The sequence below is a fragment of the Shewanella sp. BJSY2023SW001 genome (assembly GCF_047314685.1).
Taxonomy (GTDB): domain Bacteria; phylum Pseudomonadota; class Gammaproteobacteria; order Enterobacterales; family Shewanellaceae; genus Shewanella; species Shewanella indica.
The window spans coordinates 1-26088 of sequence record NZ_JBKORF010000032.1 but is presented as its reverse complement, the minus strand read 5'-3'; the positions used below and the strand labels follow the sequence as shown (position 1 = coordinate 26088).

The 26088-nt window shown below is 50.6% G+C and carries 23 protein-coding genes and 1 pseudogene; 17 read left to right on the top strand and 7 right to left on the bottom strand.

Translation table 11 applies throughout. The features are described from left to right. Positions 1 to 150, top strand: a pseudogene (locus ACMHXH_RS07745) (IS4 family transposase); the annotation flags it as partial. Positions 151 to 785: 635 nt separating this feature from the next. Here the strand turns inward: ACMHXH_RS07745 and yihA are convergent. After that, positions 786 to 1436 (bottom strand): ribosome biogenesis GTP-binding protein YihA/YsxC, encoded by a 651-nt coding sequence (yihA, locus tag ACMHXH_RS07740; protein WP_039035432.1) that lies wholly within the window; start codon positions 1434 to 1436, stop codon positions 786 to 788. Between the two features lie 169 nt (positions 1437 to 1605). Here yihA and ACMHXH_RS07735 point away from each other — a divergent pair, with 169 nt between their 5' ends. The 5 genes from ACMHXH_RS07735 to hemN all read left to right on the top strand — a co-directional run bounded on the left by ACMHXH_RS07735 (position 1606) and on the right by hemN (position 6458). Continuing rightward, on the top strand, positions 1606 to 2226 hold the full coding sequence (locus tag ACMHXH_RS07735; protein ID WP_039035423.1) for a c-type cytochrome: 621 nt from the start codon (positions 1606 to 1608) through the stop codon (positions 2224 to 2226). Between the two features lie 765 nt (positions 2227 to 2991). After that, positions 2992 to 3678, top strand: a complete 687-nt coding sequence (locus ACMHXH_RS07730; RefSeq protein ID WP_039035425.1) for a methyltransferase domain-containing protein — start codon at positions 2992 to 2994, stop codon at positions 3676 to 3678. Positions 3679 to 3725: 47 nt separating this feature from the next. Next, entirely contained in the window at positions 3726 to 4250 is a 525-nt protein-coding gene (gene yihI, locus ACMHXH_RS07725; protein ID WP_039035426.1) for a Der GTPase-activating protein YihI, read from the top strand. A gap of 11 nt (positions 4251 to 4261) precedes the next feature. Further along, positions 4262 to 4729, top strand: coding sequence for a DUF2489 domain-containing protein (locus ACMHXH_RS07720; RefSeq protein ID WP_039035427.1), 468 nt, complete (start codon positions 4262 to 4264; stop codon positions 4727 to 4729). A gap of 352 nt (positions 4730 to 5081) precedes the next feature. Then, positions 5082 to 6458 (top strand): oxygen-independent coproporphyrinogen III oxidase, encoded by a 1377-nt coding sequence (hemN, locus tag ACMHXH_RS07715; protein WP_082014343.1) that lies wholly within the window; start codon positions 5082 to 5084, stop codon positions 6456 to 6458. A gap of 63 nt (positions 6459 to 6521) precedes the next feature. Here hemN and add read toward each other — a convergent pair whose 3' ends face one another. After that, the gene (gene add, locus ACMHXH_RS07710; RefSeq protein ID WP_071475716.1) at positions 6522 to 7517 is read right to left on the bottom strand and encodes an adenosine deaminase; all 996 of its coding nucleotides are present in this window, start codon (positions 7515 to 7517) and stop codon (positions 6522 to 6524) included. Positions 7518 to 7715: 198 nt separating this feature from the next. On the opposite strand from add, the gene ACMHXH_RS07705 reads away from it, so the two are divergent. Further along, positions 7716 to 9494, top strand: coding sequence for a DUF885 domain-containing protein (locus ACMHXH_RS07705; RefSeq protein ID WP_039035434.1), 1779 nt, complete (start codon positions 7716 to 7718; stop codon positions 9492 to 9494). A 67-nt stretch (positions 9495 to 9561) separates the two neighbouring features. After that, positions 9562 to 10575: an alpha/beta fold hydrolase gene (locus tag ACMHXH_RS07700; RefSeq protein ID WP_071475717.1), complete on the top strand. Its 1014-nt coding sequence runs from the start codon at positions 9562 to 9564 to the stop codon at positions 10573 to 10575. Here the strand turns inward: ACMHXH_RS07700 and ACMHXH_RS07695 are convergent. Together ACMHXH_RS07695 and ACMHXH_RS07690 are read right to left on the bottom strand one after the other, a co-directional pair. Continuing rightward, entirely contained in the window at positions 10490 to 12976 is a 2487-nt protein-coding gene (locus ACMHXH_RS07695) for a putative bifunctional diguanylate cyclase/phosphodiesterase (protein WP_233962977.1), read from the bottom strand. The genes ACMHXH_RS07700 and ACMHXH_RS07695 overlap by 86 nt on opposite strands. Positions 12977 to 13256: 280 nt before the next feature. Beyond that, positions 13257 to 15443 (bottom strand): OsmC domain/YcaO domain-containing protein, encoded by a 2187-nt coding sequence (locus ACMHXH_RS07690; protein WP_413737922.1) that lies wholly within the window; start codon positions 15441 to 15443, stop codon positions 13257 to 13259. Between the two features lie 363 nt (positions 15444 to 15806). On the opposite strand from ACMHXH_RS07690, the gene hmpA reads away from it, so the two are divergent. Continuing rightward, the gene (gene hmpA, locus ACMHXH_RS07685) at positions 15807 to 16997 is read left to right on the top strand and encodes an NO-inducible flavohemoprotein (protein WP_413737920.1); all 1191 of its coding nucleotides are present in this window, start codon (positions 15807 to 15809) and stop codon (positions 16995 to 16997) included. 21 nt (positions 16998 to 17018) lie between these two features. Here hmpA and ACMHXH_RS07680 read toward each other — a convergent pair whose 3' ends face one another. Together ACMHXH_RS07680 and ACMHXH_RS07675 are read right to left on the bottom strand one after the other, a co-directional pair. Then, positions 17019 to 17930 carry a cation diffusion facilitator family transporter gene (locus tag ACMHXH_RS07680; RefSeq protein ID WP_101053302.1) on the bottom strand — a complete coding sequence of 304 codons (912 nt, stop codon included), beginning with the start codon at positions 17928 to 17930 and terminating at the stop codon, positions 17019 to 17021. Positions 17931 to 17973: 43 nt separating this feature from the next. Next, a complete protein-coding gene (locus tag ACMHXH_RS07675; protein WP_412522911.1) occupies positions 17974 to 18378 on the bottom strand; it encodes a hypothetical protein in 405 nt (134 codons plus the stop codon). A gap of 834 nt (positions 18379 to 19212) precedes the next feature. Here ACMHXH_RS07675 and ACMHXH_RS07670 point away from each other — a divergent pair. From ACMHXH_RS07670 to ACMHXH_RS07635, 8 genes are all read left to right on the top strand, one after another. Next, on the top strand, positions 19213 to 19731 hold the full coding sequence (locus ACMHXH_RS07670) for an Hcp family type VI secretion system effector (protein WP_413737918.1): 519 nt from the start codon (positions 19213 to 19215) through the stop codon (positions 19729 to 19731). A gap of 157 nt (positions 19732 to 19888) precedes the next feature. Next, on the top strand, positions 19889 to 21961 hold the full coding sequence (locus ACMHXH_RS07665) for a type VI secretion system Vgr family protein (RefSeq protein WP_208142689.1): 2073 nt from the start codon (positions 19889 to 19891) through the stop codon (positions 21959 to 21961). A gap of 4 nt (positions 21962 to 21965) precedes the next feature. Further along, positions 21966 to 22493 (top strand): DUF4123 domain-containing protein, encoded by a 528-nt coding sequence (locus tag ACMHXH_RS07660; RefSeq protein ID WP_412486819.1) that lies wholly within the window; start codon positions 21966 to 21968, stop codon positions 22491 to 22493. Between the two features lies 1 nt (position 22494). Next, complete coding sequence (locus tag ACMHXH_RS07655; protein WP_025012114.1) at positions 22495 to 22785, top strand: PAAR domain-containing protein; 291 nt, start codon at positions 22495 to 22497, stop codon at positions 22783 to 22785. A gap of 10 nt (positions 22786 to 22795) precedes the next feature. Then, positions 22796 to 22975: a hypothetical protein gene (locus ACMHXH_RS07650; RefSeq protein ID WP_339087187.1), complete on the top strand. Its 180-nt coding sequence runs from the start codon at positions 22796 to 22798 to the stop codon at positions 22973 to 22975. A gap of 32 nt (positions 22976 to 23007) precedes the next feature. Beyond that, a complete protein-coding gene (locus ACMHXH_RS07645; RefSeq protein WP_339087186.1) occupies positions 23008 to 23148 on the top strand; it encodes a hypothetical protein in 141 nt (46 codons plus the stop codon). Next, positions 23138 to 24937, top strand: coding sequence for a hypothetical protein (locus tag ACMHXH_RS07640; RefSeq protein WP_339087185.1), 1800 nt, complete (start codon positions 23138 to 23140; stop codon positions 24935 to 24937). The genes ACMHXH_RS07645 and ACMHXH_RS07640 overlap by 11 nt, the downstream gene beginning before the upstream one ends. Positions 24938 to 24939: 2 nt before the next feature. Then, a complete protein-coding gene (locus ACMHXH_RS07635) occupies positions 24940 to 25656 on the top strand; it encodes a hypothetical protein (protein ID WP_413737914.1) in 717 nt (238 codons plus the stop codon). Here ACMHXH_RS07635 and ACMHXH_RS07630 read toward each other — a convergent pair. After that, positions 25653 to 26088: IS30 family transposase (locus ACMHXH_RS07630; protein ID WP_413737912.1), on the bottom strand; the 436-nt coding region annotated here is incomplete at its 5' end. The genes ACMHXH_RS07635 and ACMHXH_RS07630 overlap by 4 nt on opposite strands.

The window sequence follows — 26088 nt, the reverse complement described above, 5'->3', positions numbered from 1 at the left end:
AATGTCCCGAGAGATGTCTTGGACATAGTGCGTAATGCGAGGCAGTTCAAGCTTGATGGGAAACGCGATAGAGCCTATCCACGTGCGTTAAAAATGAGTAAAAACAAGTATCCCATTAAGCCTAAGAAAAATGCCGTTCACACTAAGTGAACGGCATTATCCTTCGGGGTGGCTTTTTTGTATTTTGAACACAACGCAGTAATTATTCGCGCTTGCTATCGTCACTAGCCAACCTATCTGAACAGAAAACAACACTTTTCGGCAATTAATCGACAAATGCGTGCTAACAGGTTGCATTTTAAGCTCATTTCTGTAATTCACAGATCAAAAGTTGCTGTTTCAACCAAGATTTCTTGTGATCGACTCCACATTATTGTCGTATTTTTGAAAAAACAGTTTTCCCATTAAAGATAAATGCAGTATTATTCTCGGCGTAGGGTACAGAGGTTAAGATGTTCTATCTTTCAGACCTTTATTTCACTTTTAGTGATCAGCCAAATTCTGGCGCCCCAGCAATCATTTGCTGGGGCTTTTTTTCGTCTACAGTATTTTTTAGAGCAATTACTTTAAACTTGATTCGATTCGCGCTATGCTACCGTCATTGAGAGCCATCGAAGTCCAAGTTTGATGGTACTTGAGTCTTGTTGAAATTTTAGCTTCTCCCCAAAAGAGCTAATTTAACCGGTGACTGAGTCGCCGGTTTTTTTTGTCCTGGATTCTCCCAGCACAAACAACAGATACAAAAACGGCAGCCTCCATGGCTGCCGTATAGTGGTTTGGGTCCATCATCCTTGTTCGTTGTCTTCTTGTTCCAACCAGGCTGGATGGCACCACTCATCCAGAATTGCCAAAACCTTAGGTTTCCCGGTGCCCTTCAATGAAGAAAAAGGCTCGACTCTGACCCAATCACCAAAGTCAACCAGCGCTTTACGTACCTCATTGACCGTTTTCATCTTGGCACTCTGTGGCAACTTATCTGCCTTGGTCAGCAGCGCCAGTACCGGGATTTCACTGGCAACAGCCCATTCAATCATCTGCAAATCCAAGTCTTTCAACGGATGGCGAATATCCATTAGCACCACCACACCACTCAGGCAAGCCCGCTTTTGTAAATATTCACCCAAAGACTCCTGCCATTTAAGCTTCATGGCCAGTGGTACCTGAGCAAAACCATAGCCGGGTAAATCCACCAAACGGCGCTGCTCATCGAGCTCAAACACATTGATCAGTTGGGTACGGCCAGGAGTTTTACTGGTTCTGGCAAGGTTTTTCTGCTCGGTTAAAGCATTCAAAGCACTTGATTTACCAGCATTTGAGCGGCCGGCAAAAGCGATTTCCACGCCGGTGTCGCCAGGTAAATGCTTATCCAAATGGGCAATATCAGGCGCGCTGATAAGGAATTTTGTCTTGCGAAAATCGATACGAGTTGCTGTCACTTCTGACTCCGGAATTTTGCTGGGTGATAGCATAAATATTGAAGACTTGCTTACTTTTCCACGTTTTCGTGTAAAATATTAGCCCGATCACATTATTTGTATTTTACCACGCTTGCGGGTCACCCTAGTAAGCTCAGGACAATAATTTAACGAAAGAAGTTGGAACGCCATGAAAAAGTTAGCCCTTGCGCTGTCTGTAGTCGCCGCCATATCTTCACCTGCGATTGCTGAAGGTAATGCTGAAGCGGGAAAAACCAAAGCCATTGTCTGCTCTGCCTGCCATGGTCTTGACGGCAACAGCATGATCGACATGTATCCCAAGTTGGCCGGTCAGCATACAACCTATCTGCAAAAACAGCTGCGGGAGTTTCGTAGTGCAGCTCAAACCGGTGGCAAGGATGGCCGTATGGATCCCATCATGGGTGGGATGGCGGTAGCCTTGAGCGATCAGGATATTGCCGATGTTGCAGCTTATTTTGCCAGCCAAACATTGCAGGTTGCTGAAGTAAAAGATGTTCCTGATGCCGGCGAAAAGCTGTTCAAGGGTGGTGATATGTCTCGTGGCATAGCCGCTTGTTCTGCGTGTCACGGTCCTGAAGGTAAAGGCAGCGAACTGGCCGGTTTCCCGGCAGTTGCTGGGCAGCACGCCAACTATATCAAGATCCAATTGAATAAGTTCCGTGATCAGAGCCGTCATAATGACCTAAACGGCATGATGCAGGACACAGCGAAAAAGCTGAATGATGCAGACATTGATGCGCTGGCCAAGTACATCTCCAGCCTGAAGTAATTTTTGCTGTAGCTTGGAAAAGGGTGAAGTTTCACCCTTTTCTTAAGTCACAACGTTTACGTTTACGTTTACGTAAACTGAAAACATTAACGCTTGACACAGATCACAGATTTAGGTTTAATGTGCCCGTACCGAGATAAACCCATCTGCTTGTATAAAAACTTTACCAACAACATTCAGGTTTCGGTATAATTTACATTCAAGATATAAGAATAAAGCAAGCCAATAACAATAAGACTACTAAGACCACTCGCAAATAATAATAATGAGTCGAGATTTCAGTTTGAAATCCAGGTCAATAAAAGTAAGGAACCGGCGATTTTGCCAAACCGCTTTTTAGCATTGTCCTTACGAATTAACAGGGGAACTTGCTCCAACAGGAAGATGTTTGCAGGACTCAAACATTGGCACGGGAAGCAACGCGCTTTGGATGCACTGGCTGGAAGCTTGTTATCACTGGAAGGTACTTGGTAGACAAGGATGGTCTGTTAGGCGTCACAGAAGACGACTGAATAATGATGAGTCAATTGGCCATCGCTATTTGCAGGAAACCCAAGAAAGTGTCTGGAAGACCGATAACGAGAAAAACTGCAGGGAAAGCTGTCAAAAAAAGAAGGATATCGACCGGGAAAGTCGCATAGCAAGTAAGGAAACTTGAAATCAGAATAGGGTGTTAGTTAGCACCATCATAAGGCGGCAGCCATACTGCCGCCTTTTTTTATGGCATAATTTGTTAACCCCCATTGAGCAGATATTAATTAGTCCATGCGTCGCTGTCCCCTGTGTCATAACGATCAGGCTGAACTCAGCTTTCAGGATAAGAAACGAGGTTTTTATCTCTGCCCTGAATGTCGGCTGTTGTTTGCAGACTCCAACAGTTACCTGTTACCAGATGCCGAAAAGCAGCGTTATGGACGAGCCCGCCAAGCTGGAAAGCAAAAGCAGTTGGCACGCTTTATCCACCCCTTGTTGGAACAGCTGCAATCTTTGCAGCCAACGCCTTTATTTGGCCTCAACTTTGGCCGAGTGCTAAGCGAGGATGGCCTGAAACAGATCCGCGACGCCGGACACCATTTACAACAGTTCGATCCCTTTTTTGCAGCAGATCACCAGTTACTACATCACCAATATGACTTTATCTGTTGTTTTCGGGTGTTCGAGCACTTCAGGGCCCCGGCCAAAGAGTGGAGCTTAATAGAAACCCTTTTGAAACCAGGTGGTTGGCTGGCCATATCCACCCCATTACTGACCTCTTTAGCCGCGTTCCCCAAATGGCATTACAAAAACAATCCAACCCATGTCAGCTTTTATCAGCAACAGACGTTTGCTTACTTGGCATCTCAGGGCAAATTTAGGCTAATATTTGCAGCGCAGGACTTCATCTTGATGCAAAAAACATCAGGATCTGCTATAACACGCGACCTTGATGCAGAACCGCCGCTTGTAGACTGAACCCGGCACGGTTCGGACGCAACCAACTACTTTTTATCGAGAGAATTATGTCCCGTAGTAAAAAGACCCGTAAAGTCGGCGAGAACAACCCCAAACTGGCCCCCAGAAGCAAGAAATCTGAGCGCGCTCCAGCCCGTAAGAAGCAGGATTCAGGTAATAAGGCGGGTAGCCGCCAGAACCCTGCAGCTCCAAAGGGGCAAAAGCGGGCAGGCTCTGACAAACAAGATATCCGCCTTGGCAGCAAAAGGCCTGTCGCTCTGGATATAGTCAAAGAAAAGGTTGCACAGCCAAAACAACCTAAACTGACCGATGAACAGTTGCTGCTGCAACTGGAGGAAGATCCGCGCCTGAATAAGCTGCTGGATCAGCTGGAAGAAGGTCGGGAACTGGCCGCCGATGACCAGCAATGGCTGGAGCGGCAATTGGCCAAGATAGAGAAGCTGATGGAAAAACTTGGCATTACCGATTTGGATCAGGCCGATGAAGCCCCAAGCAAGAGTCATAGCGATGACGAATTGCTGGAGAAATTCGAATCCGGTGCTGAGCTTCTGAAACAATACCAGGACAACTAACGGAGGCCGGGATGCAGTTTATCCTTATCACCTTAGCCATGTTGATCATCATAGGACTGAGTGCCTATGCCACAGTGTTGCTTTTGCGTCTGAGAAGACAAACCCAGGCCAGAGAGCAGGCGATGGCTGAACAAAAGGCGGTTATGGAAGCTAAACAGGCATCCCTGCTTGCCGATATCCGCTATATTGCCGCCGCAATGACAGAAGAGCGTTGTGAGTTGTCCGAAGGAGTAGTTAGAATCGTCAAACTGTTCGATCTGCTATCGCTGACAGAGAGAGTCAGTGGTGACTACCCGGATGTGTTTATGCATTTTGAGCGTATCAAGGATCATCCCATTCTGGAGGCCAGGGCTCAGTTACCCAAACAAGAGCGGATGCGGCTAGACCTGGCCAGAATGAAGTCTGAAGCCGAGCTGGAGCAAGGCATATTGGCCGACGCCAAAAAACTCTCCGAGTTTCAACTCAAACCAACTCACTAATGCAGCAACTGCCGGCTTGCTCTCAGCAGTCGGCAGCGCTTTATTCACCATCCCCGAAATCTTCGCCCCTGAAAGACAGTCCCAAACATCGGAGGCTTGTGTTTTAGTTACGCCTGAGTTCGCAGCCTTGTCTTGTCGTCTCAGCCAAACAACAATCAAGCCTGTTGAATCTTTTCTCTGGCGTGAGTCGGTGCACAAAACCTCAATAAGACAACAGACATTGAAAGCATTTTCAGGGATATTTCTTAACGTTTGCTTGTGTACATATAATTTTTACAACCTGGATCAAGGTTATTTGAGCCATAACCCTGCATACTTCGCTCATTGCTAATTTACTGTCGGAGGACACGCCTTGAAGCAGCCCACTCATATCAGCTGGGATCAATCAATGATCGAGAAATATAACTACAGCGGTCCCCGTTATACTTCCTACCCAACGGCGCTGGAGTTTGACGACTCATTCACAGAAGGCGATCTATTGTCGGCCATAGCCAACAGCAAAAGTGACAAACTGTCTCTGTACATTCATATCCCCTTCTGCGCCAAACTTTGCTATTACTGCGGCTGTAACAAGGTTATCACCCGACATCAGCACAAAGCCGATCAGTACATAGAGTACCTGGCAGCCGAGATCGTCAAGCGGGCGCCTCTGTTCAAACACTATACTGTGACCCAAATGCACTGGGGCGGTGGCACACCGACGTTCCTAAACCCAGAGCAAATCATTAAGTTATCGTCACTGTTGAAGAGCCACTTCAACTTTGCCGAACAGGGTGAATACTCTATCGAAGTCGACCCTAGAGAAATCGAACTCTCTATGCTGGATGCCCTGAAAGAGGCTGGGTTCAACCGTATCTCCATTGGGGTGCAGGACTTCAATAAAGAGGTTCAGGCAGCAGTTAACCGTGAACAGGATGAAGACTTCATTTTTGCGCTGATCAAAAAGGCCAAAGAGATGGGCTTTGTCTCTACCAACGTCGATTTGATTTACGGCTTGCCTCATCAAACACCGGAAACCTTTGCCGAAACCATTCAGCGCATTCTGGATCTGTCGCCAGACCGTCTGTCTGTATTCAACTATGCTCACCTGCCGGCCCGCTTCGCGGCGCAGCGGAAAATCAAAGATGAGCACCTGCCCAGCCCACAACAGAAGCTGGACATGCTGCATCAGACGATTGAGACCCTGACCGGCGCCGGCTACCAATACATAGGCATGGATCACTTCGCCAAGCCTGATGATGAGCTGGCCAAACTGCAAAGAGAAGGCCGATTGCACCGTAACTTCCAGGGTTATACCACCCAGGAAGAGTGCGATCTCCTCGGACTTGGGGTGTCATCCATCAGTCAGATTGGTGACTGTTATGCGCAAAACCAAAAAGATATTCGCCCTTACTATGAAGCCATAGATGAGCAGGGCCACGCTCTATGGAAAGGCTGTAAACTCAATCGTGATGACGAAATCCGTCGCGCAGTGATCAAGCAGCTTATCTGTCACTTTGAGCTTGATATGACCAAGATGGAGCAACAATTGGGGATCCAGTTTGAAGAGTACTTCGCCGAAGATCTCAAGCTGCTGCAAACCTTTATCGACGATAAACTGGTTAACATTGAAAATCGCCAGATCAGCATCAGTCCAACCGGGCGTCTGTTGATCCGTAATATCTGTATCTGTTTCGATGTCTACTTCCGAGAAAAGGCACGTCAGCAACAGTTCTCCCGGGTAATTTAACCCTGAGAAGAATAAAAAAGCCGATGAATGATTCATCGGCTTTTTTGTGTCTGAACCAAACTTTTATGCTTTAGCGGCGTAAAGTTCCCGACGCTCGCTGTCAGAGAGGAAGGCCATATCCACGCCATTACGCTGCAGCTTAGCCAATTCAGCTGCGGTGAAGCCCATCTCCTGCTTAACCACACGATATTCATGCTTGATATCTATGGCGCTGACGCCTGGATCATCGGTATTCAAGCCAACCAACACACCGGCTTCCATAAAGGTGCGCAGTGGATGCTCCTGATAGCTGTTAACGGTAGAAGTATGCAGATTACTGGTAGGACAGGATTCGATACCTATCTTATGTTCCACCAGATACTCCATCAATTTGGGATCATGAATGGCATTGACCCCATGGCCTATGCGAGTCGCCCCCAACTCCTTGATGGCTTGCCACATGCTTTGGGCACCGGCGGCCTCTCCGGCGTGAGCCGTGATCTGAAGTCCGGCATCGCGTACCCGCTTGAAATGCTCGTTAAACAGCTCACCGGGGAAACCCAACTCATCACCGGCCAAATCAACCGCGACCAAAGACTCCCTGTGCGCGAGTAAGCCATCCAACTCCTGGGTACAAGCCTGCTGACCAAATGAGCGTGACAGAATACCTATCAGTTTTATCTTGACCTGATAGTCCTTGAGCCCGGCTTTTACGCCATCAATAACGGCTTCCACCACGCCTTCTATCGGCAGCTTGTGATTCATTGCCATGTAGTAAGGGCTGAACCTTAATTCGGCATAGTCCAACCCGGACAATGCCACATCGGCGACATTTTCATAGGCCACCCGCTTTACCGCATCCAGATCGGCCAGCACGGCAACCATCCAGTCCAGCTTTTTCAGGAAAGCCACTAAGCTGGATTCTTTACCCTGGATCTGTACGTAAGGTGCCAAAGCCTCAAGCGAGGCCGCCGGCAAGGCAATGCCATGCTGCTGACCCAGTTCCCATATGGTCTCAACCCTGACATTGCCGTCCAGATGGCGATGTAAATCGACCAACGGAATTGAAGTATCAATCATAAAAATAACCCCTGTATGAACTACCCCGCCAATGTAATTATTTTTTGGTCTGGGGACGCTTAAGTGTAACACGCCTTTTGTTAGCACCTCTTAGTCTACTGACAGGCTTTGTTACCAAAAGGTGACGTTAAATCTCTGGGGCTCCATCCTGGCTTAAGGCATAATCCTTCATCAAGGATAAAAAAGGAACAAAATCAAATGAAAAAACTCCTGCTGCCCCTGTTGCTCACTGGATTCCTGGGCGCCTGCCAAACCCCTGCCCATGAAGCCAACACGCCAGAAATAAGCAAGCAGCTATCTCAAGCCGATAGCCAACTCCAGCAGTTAATAGCCGATGCCTGGCAGCAAAGGCTGGCAGAAAGCCCTCAGATGGCCTTGCTGTTTGGCGATGACTCGGCCGCGGGCAAATTAGCAGACTTGTCAGCTGAAGCTCTGGCGGCCGATGCTGCGGCCAATTCAACATTATTGCAACGGCTAAAGGCGATCCCCAGAGAACAGCTGAGCAAAGAAGCCGCCATCAATGCCAGTATTCTCGAATACCAACTACAGGAGCGTGTGGATAGCTTCAGGTTCAAGGCCCATTACCTGCCGATTACCTCAGAGAGTGGCTTTCACGCTTACATTGCTTCTATGGCCTCAGGGCCATTCAAGACAGAAGCCGATTACCGTCACTACCTGCAGAAACTGCAATCTCTGCCGCGCTACTTCCAGCAACAGATACACTGGATGCGCCAGGGGCTTGCCGAAGGTATCACTCAGCCGCAATCTGTACTGAGAGGGTTTGAACAGAGTATTCAGGCTTATATGGTACCAGTGCAGCAAAGTAGCTATTTCAAGCCGTTTGAGACGTTTCCAGAGCACTTTTCTGCCAATCTTAAACAGGAACTGAGCCATGCCGGATACGTCAGTGTCGAGCAGCATGTGTTACCGAGCTATCAAGCCTTCTATGACTTTATGACCGAGAAATATATCCCCGGCGCCCGCCAGAGCATTGCCGCATCAGCTCTGCCCAATGGTCGGGCCTTTTATGAAAACAGGGTCAAGTACTACACCACTCTGGATATGACGCCTGAGCAAGTCCATCAACTGGGGCTGAGTGAAGTAAAACGGATCCGCGCCGAGATGGAACAGATCATCGAACAAACCGGTTTTAAAGGCAGCTTTGCCGAGTTTCTGCATTTTATGCGCACCGACAAACGCTTTTATGTGGACACGCCGGAGCAACTGCTCAAAGAGGCCTCCTATATTGCCAAAAAAGCCGACGCCATGTTGCCACGCTATTTTGGCAAACTGCCCCGCAAACCCTATGGTGTCGCCCCTGTTCCGGCTGAAATTGCCCCCAAATATACAACCGGGCGCTATTCCGGCTCCAACTCGGAGACTGTGGCGGGTTTTTATTGGGTAAACACTTATGCCTTGGATAAGCGTCCTCTCTATGAGTTGGAAGCACTCACCCTGCATGAGGCTGTTCCGGGTCACCACCTGCAGATTTCTCTCAATCAAGAGTTGGAGCAACTGCCCGATTTTCGCCGCTACAGCTATATCTCGGCCTTTGGTGAGGGATGGGGACTATACAGTGAATATTTGGGGCTGGAAGGGGGTTTTTATCAGGATCCCTACAGCAACTTTGGACGCCTGACTTACGAGATGTGGCGCGCCGCCCGCCTGGTAGTCGATACAGGTATGCACACCCAAGGCTGGAGCCGTCAGCAGGCAATAGACTTTATGGCCGGTAATACGGCTCTGTCGCTGCACAATGTCACCACAGAGATAGACAGATATATCTCCTGGCCTGGGCAGGCGCTGGCCTACAAGATTGGCGAGCTGACTATCAAACGTCTGCGAAAGCAAGCAGAAGATGCCCTGGGGGAAAAGTTCGATATCCGCCAATTCCACGATGCAGTATTGGCGCAAGGCTCTGTGCCCATGTCTGTACTGGAACAGCAGATAGCCGACTTTATCGCCTCACAGCAATGAAACCCTGTTTCTGATACACTCGGCCAGTGCCTTTGAGCACTGGCTTTTTTAGATCAGGAAATATTGGATGGTAACGACCCAGGCCCGCAACACAGAACCCGCTTCAACCCAGTCTCAATTGGAGACTTTCTGGCAAGGTGTCACCCATGCCAAGCTGGCAGTGGGATTCGGTAAAGAGCTGGCCTACGGTTATATTTGCCATCCAAAGGCGAAACAAGCTGTCGTCATCAGCAATGGCCGGGTAGAGAGTTATCTCAAGTATCGGGAGCTGATCCATGACTTCTATCAGCAAGGCTATAGTGTCTACGCCTTGGATCATATGGGGCAAGGCCTATCCAGCAGGCTAACCGCCAATCCTCACCAGGGGCACATAGATAAGTTTCAGGACTATGTGGATCACTTACACTGTTTCGTTGAGCAAGTGGTAGTTGCAAACCAATATGAACAGTATTTTCTGGTGGGCCACTCCATGGGCGGCGCCATAGGCACTCTGTATTTGCAGCAATTCCCCCAACGATTTACTGCTGCGGCCTTCTCTGCCCCCATGTATGGTATTCGCCTGCCAATGCCGCGCAACTTCGTACGTTGGCTGGCAGGAAAACTCAATAGTTATGGCCCGCATACCGAGCCCAACTATGTGTTATCCGGCCATGATTATCGTCCGCTCGAGTTTAAAGATAATCAATTGACCCACAGCGAAAGCCGATATCAGGCATTACTGGATTTATGCCGGCAACATCCTGAGATCCAACTGGGCTCGCCCACCAATCAATGGTTGATAGAAGCATTGGATGCTTGCGAGCAGACCATCACCGCAGCCAGAGAGTCAAAGGTGCCAATCCTCATTCTTCAGGCTGAGCAGGACACTATCGTCGATAACCAGGCGCAAATCGCCGCCCTTGGCCCCAAGGTGACATTGGAAAAGATCGTGGGAGCCAGGCATGAACTCTTTATTGAAATCGACGCAATACGTGAGCAGGTGCTGAATATTATTTTCAACTTCCTGGCGCAGCATACGGTAACTCACGCCACGGAGGCTGCAGCAGAACTGCAAACTCAGCCTCAGGCAGAGGCTGACTAAACAGATACCCTTGGAAGTTGTCACATCCGAGCTGATTCAAAAAGGCTCTTTGTTGAACGGTTTCAACCCCTTCGGCAACCACTTTCAGCTCCAGACTGTGAGCCATTTCGATTATGGCCTTGACTATGGCATCGGCACTGCGCCCAGAGCCAATCTTCTGCACAAAAGAGGCATCTATCTTCAATCTGGATAGAGGCAGGTTCTGTAGATAACTCAACGAACTGTAACCTGTGCCAAAGTCATCTATCGCCACGGATATCCCCGCCTTCCTCAGCAGATCGATTCGGGTATTCATGATGCACAGATTGGTCAACAAGGCGTACTCAGTCAACTCCAACTCCAACGCATCTGTTGCAATCCCCTGGGCCTTCAGCAAGGCGATCAGACGCTCAACAAACTCGGGCTGATTAAACTGTCTGGCGCTGAGGTTGATGGCGATTTTTGGCACCCCAATGCCCCTGGCCTGCTGCTCGCGAATGAAGCGACAAACTTCGAGGATGACCCAATGACCAATTTCACTGATAAGGCCACTGCCTTCAGCCACAGGAATGAAATCCGCCGGTGAAATATTTCCCTGCTGCGGATGCTGCCAACGCAATAGCGCCTCAGCCCCAGTCAATTTCCCCTGGGCATCAACTATTGGCTGGTAAACCAAAGAGAGTTGTTGCCGTTCGATGGCATAGCGCAACTCATTCTGGATCAGCAGATTTTGGTGAGCCTTAACCTCCATCTCGGAGTTGTAGATCATGCAGTTATCTCGACCGCCTTCCTTGGCCTGGAACATGGCCATATCGGCTCGCTTCAAAAGCTCCTCGGCATCAATATCATCCTGATCATCAAACAGACAAACACCAATACTGGCAGACACATGCAGCTGCTTGTCACTGATATTGAAAGGCCTGGCAACCAACTGCCTGATCTCACTGGCCAACGCCAAGGCTCGCCTTGCTGCCATAGCTCTGTCTTGGGTTAGATCTTTCGCTAGAATAACGAACTCATCCCCCCCGAGCCTGGCAACCAAAGTATTGGCGCTAAAATAGCCCGAAAATCTAGCCGCCAGTTGGATCAATAACCGATCTCCCAGATGATGCCCGAGAGTGTCATTGATAGTTTTGAAATTATCCAAATCTATTAGGAACAGCGCTGCACACTGCAGACTGTTGCGACAATGCTTTTGCTGCTCATACAAGGCATCCATCAAAGAGCGGCGATTGGCTAAATTAGTCAGGGCATCATGGTTGGCTAAATGGGCCAGGGCTTGCTGATTACGCACATCATCCGACACATCGGCATGAGTACCTATAATCCGGCAAGGGCGGCCCTGTTCGTCCCATTCAACCAGCATTCCCCTGTCCAGCACCCAGATATAGTGTCCCTCTTTATGGCGCATGCGATGAACACTCTCAAACGCCTCGGTCTCACCATTGAGGTAAGCCTGCAAAGACGACAACACGGCTTCTTTATCGTCCGGATGCAGTCGGCTTTCCCAAGTAGAATAAAGCCCTTCGAGTTCATGGGGGCCGTACCCTATCATCTCTTTCCAGCGGTCCGACAGAAAAACTTCGCCGCTGGCGATGTTCCAATCCCAGATCCCATTGCGAGTCCCTTCCACCGCAAACAACCAGCGTTGTTCATTGTCCCTCAATTGCTTCAGGGTTCGCTGCAACTTCTGTTGGCTCCGGTGCAAGTAATCCTTTAGCACCCGTACTTCACTGAAAACCCAAGTGTTATCCATATGAAAAGGGTTGTTCTCGCCTTTCCTGGCCTGCCAAGCCAGAGCTCTTAAAGGGCGGATTAACATAAAGTGCAATACCAGCATAAAGCCCAAAACAAATAAGGCCCCCAGGCCCCAAACCCGCATAAAACGCAGATTGAGGTCATCAGTTACCTTGGCCATTGCAGGCGATAGATCATACTCGAGATAAAGCAGTTCGGCCTTGCCCCCAAAACTAACGGAAGCCTCAGTGATAACGGGATAATATGCCTGTATTGATAGCCTATCCGTGTTGGCAAATATCTGTGGTTTTCCAGATTCGACCACCTGCCGGTGCAACGCCATTGAATAGCCATCGATCACTTGCGAAGCCCGACTGTCGCGCCAAACAACATGATTGGCGTAGCGGATAAGACTGGTGTCATCTAACAGTATGTACACCATGATGTTGAAGTCTGTCGCCGCCAGAGATATCTCCTCGGCTACACTGTCTAAATTTTGATTGTGAATCGCTCTCTCAACAAGATGTTGCATCCTGAAAAGTTCTTTCTCAAGCTGCTTTATCTGGGCCGCAGACGCCTCGGATTCCAAAGACTGGCGTTCATAGAAATACTCTCCGGCAACCAGGCAGAGATAAATAAAAAAAACACAAAAAGGAACAACATAGGCCATAGCAGGCCTTGGCATCTTCACAAATGAAATCCTTGATGTTCATGACAAAAAGGCACACACAATGCTTAATGCTAACGGTAAATTAACCTACAGGCAAAGAGTCTGCCGCTAAAATTGTTTTCATGTTTTGAGTACACATGTTTTGAATACATAGGGAAGATGCATTGCAGGGAAAACATTTGTGTGCAACTTCTTCTCTAGGTCAAAGTGACGAGATAACTTGAACCACAAGGAACCAAACTAAAAGCCAATGAAGTCGGGTAAGGGGCAAACATGCCCCTTACCTGAACATAATTTACTTCTTGGCAGCCACTCTGGCGCGGGCGGCGTGCAGTTTCTTGTAGCTTTCGATCAACCGCTGGTGTTTTTCCAGGCCTTCGAGCTGCATATTGGTTGGGGTCAGGCCGTAGAAGCGCACAGTACCATTTACCGAACCTATAGCGGCACCCAGGGTTTCCTGGCCAAACATGCGTCCCAAGTTGTACCGGTAGTCGTCCAGCTCGAGTTCATCGTCCAGGCTGATCTCCAACACCGCCTGCAGGCATTGATAGAAGAGGCCACGAGCGACGGTATTATTGTTGTACTGCAGGAAGGTTTCGGTCAGCTCCAGCGCTTCTTCCAGTTCACCTATGGCCAGGCAGATCAGCAGTCTGAGTTCGAGTATCGTCAGTTGGCCCCAGACGGTGTTTTCATCAAACTCTATGCCTATCAGGGTGATGATATCCGTGTAGATATCCAATTGGCTGTCTTCGAGGCGCTCGGATAGGCTTTGCAGTTGGCTGTCGCTGAGGCGATGTAGGTTAAGAATATCTTCGCGGTAGTCCAGCGCCTTGTTGGTGTTGTCCCAAATCAGATCCGATACCGGATACACCTCGGAGAAGTCTGGCACCAGGATCCGGCAGGCATTACCTATCTCGGTAAACTCGGCGATGTAGACCTCTTTGCCCATATCTTCAAGAATCCCGAACAGGCTCTGACTCTCTTCGGCGTTGCTGCCGGAGAAGTCCCATTCGACAAACTCATAGTCCGGCTTGCTACTGAAGAAGCGCCAGGAGATCACCCCGCTGGAATCGATAAAGTGCTCTACAAAGTTCTCCGGCTCCTGCACCGCCATGCTGTTGAAAGTAGGCTTTTGCACATCGTTGAGGCCCTCGAAACTGCGGCCCTGCAGCAGTTCGGTGAGGCTGCGCTCCAGCGCCACCTCAAAACTGGGGTGAGCGCCGAAGGAGGCAAACACGCCGCCTGTGCGGGGGTTCATCAGGGTCACACACATGACGGGGAACTGGCCACCGAGGGAGGCATCCTTGATCACCAGCGGAAAGCCCTGCGCCTCCAGCGCCTCTATGCCGGCCACTATCGAGGGATACTTGGCCAGCACGTCTTTCGGCACCTCAGGCAGAACCAGCTCATCTTCTATGATGCGGCGCTTCACCGCCCGCTCGAAAATCTCGGACAGACACTGCACCTTGGCCTCATCCAGGTTGTTGCCTGCACTCATGCCGTTGCTGAGATACAGGTTTTCAATCAGGTTGGAGGGGAAATACACAGTCTCGCCATCGGACTGACGCACATAGGGAATGGCGCAGATGCCGCGCTCGACATTGCCCGAGTTGGTGTCGATAAGGTTGGAGCCGCAGAGCTCACCATCCGGGTTGTAGATTTCCAGGCAATAGTCATCAAGGATCCCGGGCGGCAGCTCATCGTTGGGGCCGGGCTGGAACCACTTCTCATTGGGATAATGAACAAATTCGGCGTTGGCGATCTCGGGGCCGAAATACTGGTCGTTGTAGAAGAAGTTGCAGCTGAGACGCTCGATAAACTCGCCCAGAGCCGAGCAGAGCGCGCTCTCTTTGGTTGCGCCCTTGCCGTTGGTAAAACACTTGGGCGAAGCGGCGTCACGGATATGCAGCGACCAAACGTTGGGCACCAGGTTACGCCAGGAGGAGATCTCTATCTTCATCCCCAGTCCGGCCAAGGTGTTGGTCATGTTGGCTATGGTCTGCTCCAGCGGCAGATCCTTACCCAGAATAAAGGTGCTGTGGCTGTCATCCGGCTTAAGCATCAGCATCGCCTGGGCGTCCTGATCCAGGTTATCCACGGTTTCCAACTGGAACTCGGGGCCGGTCTGAACCACTTTCTTCACAGTGCAGCGGTCGATGGAACGCAGTATGCCTTCACGGTCTTTGTCAGAGATGGTGTCCGGCAGTTCCACCTGAATCTTGAAGATCTGGTTATAACGGTTTTCCGGGTCGACTATGTTGTTTTGCGACAGGCGTATGCCTTCGGTAGGAATATCGCGGGCGACACAGTACACCTTCACAAAATAGGCGGCACACAGCGCTGATGAAGCCAGAAAGTAGTCGAACGGGCTCGGCGCCGAGCCATCACCCTTGTAGCGGATTGGCTGGTCGGCAATGACACTGAAGTCATCAAACTTGGCTTCGAGTCTAAGGTTGTCGAGAAAATTTACTTTGATTTCCATTGGATAGTTCCGAGTTCCGGCGGGGTTTCCCGCTCGCCCTATGACACTCGCCGCAGCGGTAAAACCAGCGACCGGCTGTGATCTGGGTCAAATTGAGCAAAATTGGGGGAATTATCCGCTTTTTAGCGGCAAAAGTCATTGTTGGCCACTGACGGCGACTTGGCACCGGCACCAGAGAAGCGAACAAGCCAGAATCAGGATCCGGATACGATAAAACATAGACATGCCTCACCCACAAGAGTGTTTTTGCAAACCATACTGAATACCTGACAGATCTAGTCAGATTTTTTATTGATCTAAATCAAATACATGTTTATTTTATCGCGGAACATATAACTTAAATAAATCTTTGAGGTTGTCGTTATGTTGGATCAACACACTATCCAAGTGGTCAAGAGTACTATTCCCCTGCTGGTTGCCGCCGGCCCAGAGCTGACCAAACACTTCTATCAGCGCATGTTCCACCACAATCCCGAACTGAAAGATGTGTTCAACCTGGCTCATCAGCATAAGGGCGATCAGCCGGTAGCCTTGTTCAATGCCGTCGCCGCCTATGCCCAACATATCGACAATCTGGCTGTTCTCGGTGAAGCCGTGGAAAGAATTGCCCAGAAACACACAGGCTTTCTGATCAAACCCGAGCAATACGCCATAGTCGGCAAGCATCTGCTTGCCACCCTGGAAGAACTCGGCGGCGATGCCGTCACGCCAGAGGTACTGGGCGCCTGGGAGAAGGCTTATGGGGTGTTGGCCAATATCTTTATTGGTCGCGAAGCGCAGATTTATGCCGATGCTGCAGGCAAACAAGGGGGGTGGAGCGGCACCCGCACCTTTGTTGTCAGCAACAAACGCCGCGAGTCTGCCGCCATTACCTCTTTCGAACTCACGCCCAAGGATGGCGGCCCTGTGGCCGATTTTAAGCCGGGGCAATACCTGAACATCAAACTCAGCCATCCGGCGCTGGCCCATACCGAGATACGCCAATACTCACTGGCGGATGCCCCCAACGGCCGCAGCTATCGCATCGGCGTTAAACGTGAAAACGAAGGATTGGTTTCCAACCTGCTGCATAATGAATTCTATATCGGCAGCGAGCTTGAGCTAATCCCGCCGGCGGGGGATTTTTTCCTGAATACTGAGCCTGACACCCGGGTTGTGCTGCTATCTGCCGGAGTTGGCCTGACACCTATGCTGAGCATGTTAAACAGCCGCCTGCAGCAAGACTGCGCCGAGACACTATGGCTGCATGCCTGTGAAAATGGCGCCCAGCATGCTTTTACCGCAGAGATACGCCGCAAGCAGGCCGAGCAGACAAATCTCAAGGCGCTGACCTGGTATCGCCAGCCGCTTGAGACTGATATTCAGGGACAGGATTATGACCTGAAGGGCACCATGGTGCTGGAGCCGATAGCGGCCATGCTGCCGTCCGAGGGCCAATTCTACTGCTGTGGCCCCATAGGCTTTATGCAGAGCATCAAGGCGCAGTTGCTGGCCCTGGGTATTGAGGAAGCGCAGATCCACTACGAAGTGTTCGGTCCCCATCAAGGGCTCTGATGCAGCCACGCGGGCGCCGCTTCAGGCGCCCTGTTGCAGTAAGCCTTCTTCTTCGGGCTGCTCTTCCAGCGGCTCCACATGGATAAACACCGCCGCATGGGGGATGGCGGCCATCAAGGCCTGCTCGATACGGTCACAGATGGCATGGGAATGGCCAACGCTCATCTCCTTGGGCAAGGTCAGGTGGAAGTCGATATGACGCCGTCTGCCCGCCTGACGGCCACGCAAGTCGTGAAAACCGCCTTCATTGGGACAGTGGTGCGCGATTATCTCGGCGGCCCGGTTAAGCTCCTCTTCACTGATGCTGTGATCCAGCAGCGGCTTGAAGGCCTGATCCAACATGCTTATCGCTTCTTTGAGAATAAACAGCGCCACCCCTATGGCCACTATGGGATCCAGCAGCGCCAGATTATGGCCAAAATAGCCACCCACCCAGATCAGCAGCAGCCCCACGGCTACCCCGAGGGAGGTGAGCACATCGGCCTTAAGGTGCAGGGCATCGGCCTCAAGCGCCACCGATTGTTCTTCCCTGGCCACCCGGTAGAGATAGGCACTGACGCCAGTGTTAACCAACGCCGACAACAGCATCACCAATACCCCCCAACCCAGGCCTTCCACCTCTGAGGGGCTGAGCAACTTGCCGACGGCCTCGAAAATAATCCAACCAGCCGCCGCCAAAATCAACAGCGCCTCAATAACCCCGGAAACATTCTCTATCTTGTCGTGACCGTAGGGATGATCCCAGTCCGGCGGCACATCGGCGCGGCGCACAGCAAACAGAGCGATCAAGGCCGCCACCAAATCCATGGCGGAGTGAATCGCTTCCGAAATGATACTGACCGAGCCACTGACAATACCCGCCGCCACCTTCATAATGATCAGCGAAATATTGGAGCAGACCGAAACCATGGCGGCTCTGGCTTTTCTGGACATCTATTATTCTCCCTCAATACGGCTTGAGACTTGGGGACTGTCGTCAGTTAAAGGTGATTACCTGGGCTCGTGCGCCCTCGCCCCGGTCAATCAACAGCAAAATCAGGCCAAACAACACTTGTGTCGGCAATAACAACACTAGCCAACTGCTCCACAGCAGGCTGTCGTCGACCCGAAGAACATACTTGAGTTGCAACGCCAGCAAAGCAAGCAACCAGAGCGCAAAACAACGAAAACGGCAAAAGAAGCTGCCAAAGCCCATGAGCCACAGCAACCACATAGGCTCCGGCCACCAAGCGGCCCCCTCTGGAGTCAATTGCCCGGGCAGTTCGGCGCCGCTGATATAGAGTTTTCCGACCACTGCCGTGTCGCCTATCTCGGCGGCCAGGGTATAACTCGTGGCCAACCAAGCCATTAGCAGCAACAAACGTGCAGATGAAAAACGCACGCGGGCCCAACCAACAAACCAAAGGGCCCGATAGTGTATGACAATAGAAAAAGTTCAACAATAGCTTATAGTTAGAACAAAAACGGAACCATTTTCGTCCTCATTTACATAGTTAATCTCCGCCTTATGCTGTAAACAAAAGGGGCCAAAACTGTGTCCATTCGCGAGTGAGAGAATGACAAGCAATATTTTCAATACTTCTCTGTCATCAACTTAAACTTAACCTCGCCCATCGCATTAACTTTCCATTAGAAGTTTACTCACTCCCCCAGACAATCCCTAAATAACGGTTCCTATTTGTGCTACACCTTGCAGAACCCTTGTAGCGCAAGGGTTCCCGAACATGTGCTCTTGAAGCCCAGCTCACCAAGCTTGATGTTATAACTGCGTCAAGTTACTACTCAGAAACGATATAGGTGCAATGATCTACTCATCTAGGCAAAAAAGATGCTTACCCTGATCCGTGGCGATAGGAGTTGCAAGCATTCATCATCGATTGGCCGTAACCCATGTATAAACCATGTTCCATAGCACTAAGGCCGTTGGCTCCGGACTCTAGTTATCACCGGCACACGATGACAACCGCTAGCGTGTTTTGATGGTGATATTATGTATCTGTCTTGCCTTGTCATAACACCTCAAAGCGGAAGTTTTTCACATTTAAAGTACGTCATATTGATTGGGCAATTTCTTGCCCGCCGGGCAATTTTTTGCCCAGCCAGTTGGGCTATTTTTTAAACAGTAACGAAATCAATTGATTAAATTTTGGCGCGAAGGTTGCTTTAGCTAGGAAGGTTAATCCAAACCTCAGTGAATTTTAAAAAGGAATTTATCATGCCAACACCATGTTATATCTCTATCGAAGGCCAAACTCAGGGCAACCTCACTGCCGGCGCCTTTACTGCGGAATCCGTCGGTGACATCTTTGTGGAAGGCCATGAAGACGAGATGCTGGTTCAGGAGTTCAGCCACATTGTGACTGTGCCAACCGACCCTCAGTCCGGCATGCCTTCCGGTCAGCGTGTGCACAAGCCGTTCAAGTTCACCGTCGCGCTGAACAAAGCCGTTCCTCTCATGTACAACTCACTCTCTTCCGGTGAGAAACTGACCAAGGTCGAGCTCAAGTGGTACCGCACTTCTATCGAAGGTAAGCAAGAGCACTTCTTCACCACCAAGCTGGAAGGCGCCACCATCATTGATATTAACTGTCATATGCCTCACTGCCAGGATCCCAACAAAGCCGACTTCACTCAGCTGGTTGAAGTGTCCATGGCCTATCGCAAGATAGACTGGGATCACGTCAGCGCCGGAACCTCTGGTGCCGACGATTGGCGCAAGCCCATCGAAGCGTAATTCAGTCAACGACTGATTTGCTTGAATGTATGCGGGCAAAACGCTCGCATACATTTTGCTATCTGCTACAAGGTTTTTCCAAGTAGCGTCTCAATGGCAAGAAAAGAGTGATTCTAGCGGATTAGAGTCAGGACGAACTCGAACAAGGATACCGGCTATGTTTTATCTTGGCAGTGGTTTGCGGTTTCATTTCAAGGCAGAAGCGGAGGCGGACGATAGTTTCAACCTGCTGTCGTTTGATTTTGATGAACAGTTGTCCTCGCCCTTCAAGGGAGAGTTGATATTACTGAGCCGCAGGGATGATATTACTGCCGAGCAGATAGTCGATAAGAATGGCGTCTTGAGTATTTGGCAGGATGGTGTTCGAGTCAGACGTTTTCACGGTATAGTCAGCCGCTTTGCCAAGGAAGACTCAGGCCATAAACATACTCAATACAAGCTGACCATGGAACCTGCCATGGCGCGGCTGCGGCTGAGACAAAACAGCCGTATCTTTCAGGAACAGTCCCTCAAACAGATTTTCAGCACCCTGCTTGATGAAATGGGTATCAGTGATTATGCCTTCAGGTGGGATGCACGCTACGAGTCGGTAAAGCGCGAATACTGTGTTCAGTATCGGGAGTCGGACTTTGACTTTATCACCCGTCTTTCGGCTGAGGCCGGGGTGTTTTGGTATTTCGAATTCAGTGACGACAAACATACGCTGATTTTCTGTGATGCCACCAGCAAGCTGCCGGCGGCCAAACAACTATTCCCCTATAACGCCTTGAGCGGCGGCGACAGCGAAGTGCCTTTTGTCCGCAGCTTCAGTTACGCCAAGCAACTGGCGAGTGCCAAGGCCGAACTCAAGGATTACAGCTTCAAAAAGCCTGCTTATAGCTTTTTGCAGGATGATATAGCCAATCAGCTCGACTTCCAGCAAGCGGGATCTGAAGTGCTTTATGAGCACTATGATTATCCGGGGCGTTACAAGGATGACGCCCAAGGAGAGCTTTTCACCCGCGCCAGATTGCAGGCGTTACGGAATGAAACCCAAATGGCATCGGCAATGTCCGATATTGCTGATGCCGGTGCCGGTATCAAGTTCAACTTGGGCGAACATCCAGATGCGTCGTTTAACCGTGACTGGTTGCTTGTGGGGGTAAAACACAGCGGGATACAGGGTGCAGCGGCAGAGGAGGGGAACAGTAGCACCCCGACTCAGTATCAAAACCAGTTATTGGCAATTGAAGGGCACCTTCCCTGGTTACCGCTTCCGGCCACCAAACCCTTGGTGACAGGGCCACACATGGCTATTGTCGTGGGGCCGGATAATGAAGAGATCTTTTGTGATGAATTTGGCCGGGTCAAGGTGCAGTTTCCCTGGGACAGATATGGCCGGGCCGATGAGCACAGCAGCTGTTGGGTTCGTGTCAGCCAGGGGTGGGCCGGTGGTCAGTACGGTTTTATGGCGGTTCCACGCATTGGTCATGAGGTCATAGTCTCTTTTCTTGAAGGCGACCCGGACCAACCTATCATTACCGGTCGCACATACCATGCTGCCAATCCTGTGCCCTATGTATTGCCGACCAACAAAACCAAAACCGTGCTCAAGACCCAAACCCACAAGGGGCCGGGATTCAATGAGTTGAGTTTTGAGGATGCCGCCGAAAATCAACTCATCTATTTGCATGCCCAGAAAGACCATAAGCTGGAAATCAACCACGACCAGCACTATCAGGTGGGTAACGATAGAGAAAAGCACATAGGACGGGATCAGCGCCTGAACGTGGGGCAGGATGAGTTTCTGGAAATAGGTCGAGATCAGCAGGCATTGATTGGTCAGGATCAAAAGCTGGAAGTGACCAGAGACAGGCAAACCCTGATCAAGCGTCATTATCGCCTCGAAGTCATGGATCGTCGTCACGAGTACTCCAGAGCCAATCACGATTTGGAAGTGGGCGGCCATTACACCCAGAAGGTTGAGGGAAAGGTGTTATTGGAAGCCGGTGAAAGTGTACTGGTGCACACCAAGTCGCTCACCCTCAATGGCTCGGAGAAAGTCACTATTCAGGGGCCAGGAGGCAAGATACTTATAGATTCCGGCGGGATCACTCTCGAAGCTCCCAATATCAAGCTCAAGGGGCCAGTGGCTGTGACAACCGGAGCCAAGCCTCAATTGGCGACGCTGAAGAGTGCCGCAGAAGAGGGCAACCCGATAGTCGATCTTTGTCCCGATTGCGGAGAATAACAGTATGACTATGGTGAAAGAAAATAGCCTCAAGGCGTTTGGGCCCAACTACTTGGTCTTGGATGCAGCGCTATGCCCCGAGCCCTTGTGGTTTGCCAAAGGGGCCGGAGCCGAGTGTCATAGCCTGTTTGATTACAGGGATCAGGCATTGGTGGATAACGGCCCTTGGTTACTCCATCTTGCGGGACAGGATGAGCTGATACAACTGATGCTGGAGAAAGACACCCATGGTCACTGCGCGCTGTGGTGCAAGAGTGAGCTAGCCCTGCAGTCACTGAAAGAAGCACTGGGACAAAGGTTGTATGCCGTCAAGCCTGATGGTGAAACTACTCGTTTTCGTTTCTACGACCCCAGGGTCTTACATCACTATTTAACCGAAGAAACGCAGGCCAGAAGGGATGCATTTCTTGAGCCTTTGGGGTCAGTGCTCTATGCATCGCTTAACCCCTTTCGTTTCAATAGCCATTGGCTGAATTGGCAAAGGGAGCCGGACGGATACGGCTGCCAGGCGATATCGATTAAGGAGGATTAATATGGGGACTCCGGTTGCTTTGAAAGGACATCAACATATTTGCCCTATGTTCAGCGGCAATACCCCTCATGTTGGTGGACCGATAAACCAGGGAGAAAGTGCTCTGACGGTCAACGGTATTCCTGTGGCCTTAACCGGGCACAAGTGTGACTGCCAGGTTGGCGGGCCAGATACCCTGGTTCAGGGACATCCGAGTTTGACGGTCAATGGCATTGCCGTGGTATTGCAGGGTGCGTCCACGGCCCATGGCGGCAAAGTCATTCAGGGAGATGCTGCCTTGACAGTGTCTTAAGGAGAAGCGAATGAGCTGGGAATTAAGTCAGGAAATCATGGATGCGATGCCAAACTGGCAAAGGCGAAACCAGATCCATGCCCTCGCACGTCACCTATTATCACTGGAAAGTCCACCAACAGATGAGCAGGCATGCTATGACTGGCTCGAGCAGCAAGTCAGGCTTATCAATATGGATTCACCGAGCTGAGTCATCTGCGCTTGGTGGCCGAGGCCTTGTTTTTGGCACAAGTGTCACTCGATGACCTGGAAGTGAGTGCCATAGTCACCAAGACCGGCTTGCCTTCAGGACGAGCGGCTATCTTGTTGCAGTGGGCCAAAGAGCGGCAAGCGACCGTTAAGGAGTCTGGTTATGAGTTGTAACGCCGATTGTAAATGCCGCAAGGGTATTGTGGCGCTGGTGTTCGTCCCCGGCATTATGGGCACCCGCTTGATGAATAAAAAGAGTGGCGACTCAGTATGGGATCCTGCTGCCGGGGGAAAGTTCAGTGGTCCCAGCAGTACCGCCATGGAGCTGAAGGCCGAACGTGAAGCCGAGCTTGCTGCGGCGCAGGCGGACGATGATGATGGTTTCTTTGAGGGGATAGGTAAATGGTTTAATCGAAAGTGGATAGGGATAAAGGAAAAGGGACGCGGAATAGCGGAAACCGGCCGTAAGTACCGAACCAAAGCCGCCGCCTGGCCTCGGATCAAAGATTTGATTTTTGCCGGTCCGGTACAGCGTAAAGCATTGTTGGTTAATGGTAAAACTAAAAAGAAAGGGGATCCGATAATCGATCGGGATGATCATTTATTGGTGGAAGACCCAGGCACCGATAAGTATTTCAGGGTCTATACCTCAGTACCCAAGTCGCAAGTGGAACTCAAAAAGCGTCGGGGTTGGGGCGAGGTGTTGTGGGACAGCTATGGCCCGCTGCTTCGATATCTTGAGTCGAAGGAGCCGTTATTTAAACGCCTGTATCCCGGGCTGCAATTCCCGGTATTTGCCGTAGGCTATAACTGGATGCGCAGCAATGAATACGCCGGGAAGCGACTCAAGGATAAACTTGAGGAATTCAGGACACAGCTACTCAAGGAAGATAAAGAAGGCGATAACCTGGGGCTGACCAAGGACGATATTAAGTTTGTGGTCATCAGTCACTCAATGGGCGGATACGCCTCCCGCGCCGGCTTTATCCTAAGCGGCTTGGAATCTCAAGTCGAAGCCGTTATCCATGGCGCTATGCCAACCCACGGCAGCCCATCCACCTATTTTCAGTTTCGCTGCGGCGCCGTCGGCCACGGTGCTGTGGGGCAGGTCGTCAAAATGGTGCTGGGCAAGAACGCCGCCGATACCACGGCAATACTGGGCTTTTGTCAGGGCGGGCTGGAGCTGATGCCCAATAAGCTCTACGTGGATGCGGCCAATAAGGGGGAGTGGCTGTTTGTCAATAAGGACCCGGCGAAACAGACAGACAAACGGGAATTGTTGCAGATAGGCTATGGCAGTGGCATTTATGATTTCTACCGCCGTTTCGATGCTTGGTATAGCCTGGTGCAGCCTCCCTTGTTGGCACCCGAGCTGGGCACATCAACGGATGAGCAGTTAATAGAACATAAGAAAGCATTTACAAAACGTATCACTGATTGTGAGAAATTTCATGACCAACTGGCGGCTAACTTTCACGCAACGACCACACTGCTCTACAGCAATAACCCGGACACCAAGGCGTTTGACACCTGTGAGTGGCAATTGCAGAACAGCTTGACCCCGGGGCTGGAGACGGCGGCGGTGGAGCGCTGGCAAGTCATAGGCGATGAAAACCATGACTGGCTCTCGGTCAAGGGCGAAGTCAAGCTGCTGAGCCGCAGTGAGCTGGCCGAGCATGAACGCAAGTTAAAGAGCTGGATGGAGCAGAACCGCTATGGCCATCAGCATGCCCACATGCCGCCTAGGGCTCAAAGCGCCAGCTTCAGGTTGGGTAGCGAGACGGCCAAGGGTGATGGTACCGTGCATGAAGGCGCGGGCAAGTATCCCAAAGGGGTGCAGACTATCGGCTTGGTGGCGACCCAGGATCACCAGGGGTTTTACAATTGCCCCGATGTCAGGGAACTGATGGTCGGTGTGCTTCAGTCTTGGCTGCCGGATATTCACCAGAAATTCAAGGGGTAGAGATGGCAGAGGGTTATCGCAAGATTATCAAGCAAGGGCTGCTCGGCAGTCTGGTAATGGTTTGTTTTTGGCAGGGAGAAGTTGTGATGGCGCAAGCGGAAAAAATGCAGCAAGGACCGGCGAGTATGGTTTTTACCAAACACTGCGTGGGCCGTTTTGAGTTTGAGTTACCCCAAGAGATGCAACTGCTCACCTCGGGTTATGGTCAACCGCAGTTCTCTATCGATATCTATCATCAGGATGATAAGGCAGAAAAGAAAGGGGTGATCACCGGTGAGCATAGGCTTGAGCAATGGCTGGAGTATGTGGAGGAATTGCGTAGTAAGGCTGCGAAATATGGGCCTACCAAGTACGTGATTAGAGACCTGGAACCTGAACTTAAGACATTAGTTTATAACGAAGATTCCAGAGTTTTAATGAATGATCCTAATGCTAAGCATGATTTCTCTAGCTTTTTCTTCAAGGATTTTCCGGAGCAGCAGTTGGGGCTCAGCATTGATGGCCGTGCTAACAAATTCATTGCCCGTAATGCCCCCAATGTGGATGAGATATTGCAGCAGCGGCTGCAATGGATGCGTCAGGCGATAGAGAAGATTGAATATCAGCCCTGGCCGCATAAGCAGGCGGGTGTCTGTTTGCAAAGAAATATCTTGATCGCCAATCTTCAGCCACCGATTACCCGCGAATTCAACTCCGAAGTGCACCACTCGCTAAATTAGGCTGCCTTGCGTAATTCATTGAATACCGCAATAGGTTGCCTGAAGCCGAGGCACTTTCTCGGTCTGGCATTTAATGCCCGTTCAATCTCACTAATTTGCCTATCTGTTACCGTCCGCAAATCGGTGCCTTTCCGTATGTATTGCCGCAGCAAACCGTTGAAGTTTTCATTCAGTCCGCGTTCCCAGGACGAATAAGGGTTAGCGAAGTAGACATCCGTTTTAAGCTTTTCTGCGACCTGTTCGTGGTCACAGAACTCGCTGCCGTTGTCCGCAGTGATAGTTCGAACATAACTTCGATATTTCCACAGCATGCCAACCATTGCCCGGGCCACATCGGCTGCGCTTTTCGCTGGCACTTTGCGTATCAGGTACAGCTTACTTTTTCTCTCAACCAGGCTGACAATCGCGCCCGTACCTTGCTTGCCCAGAACC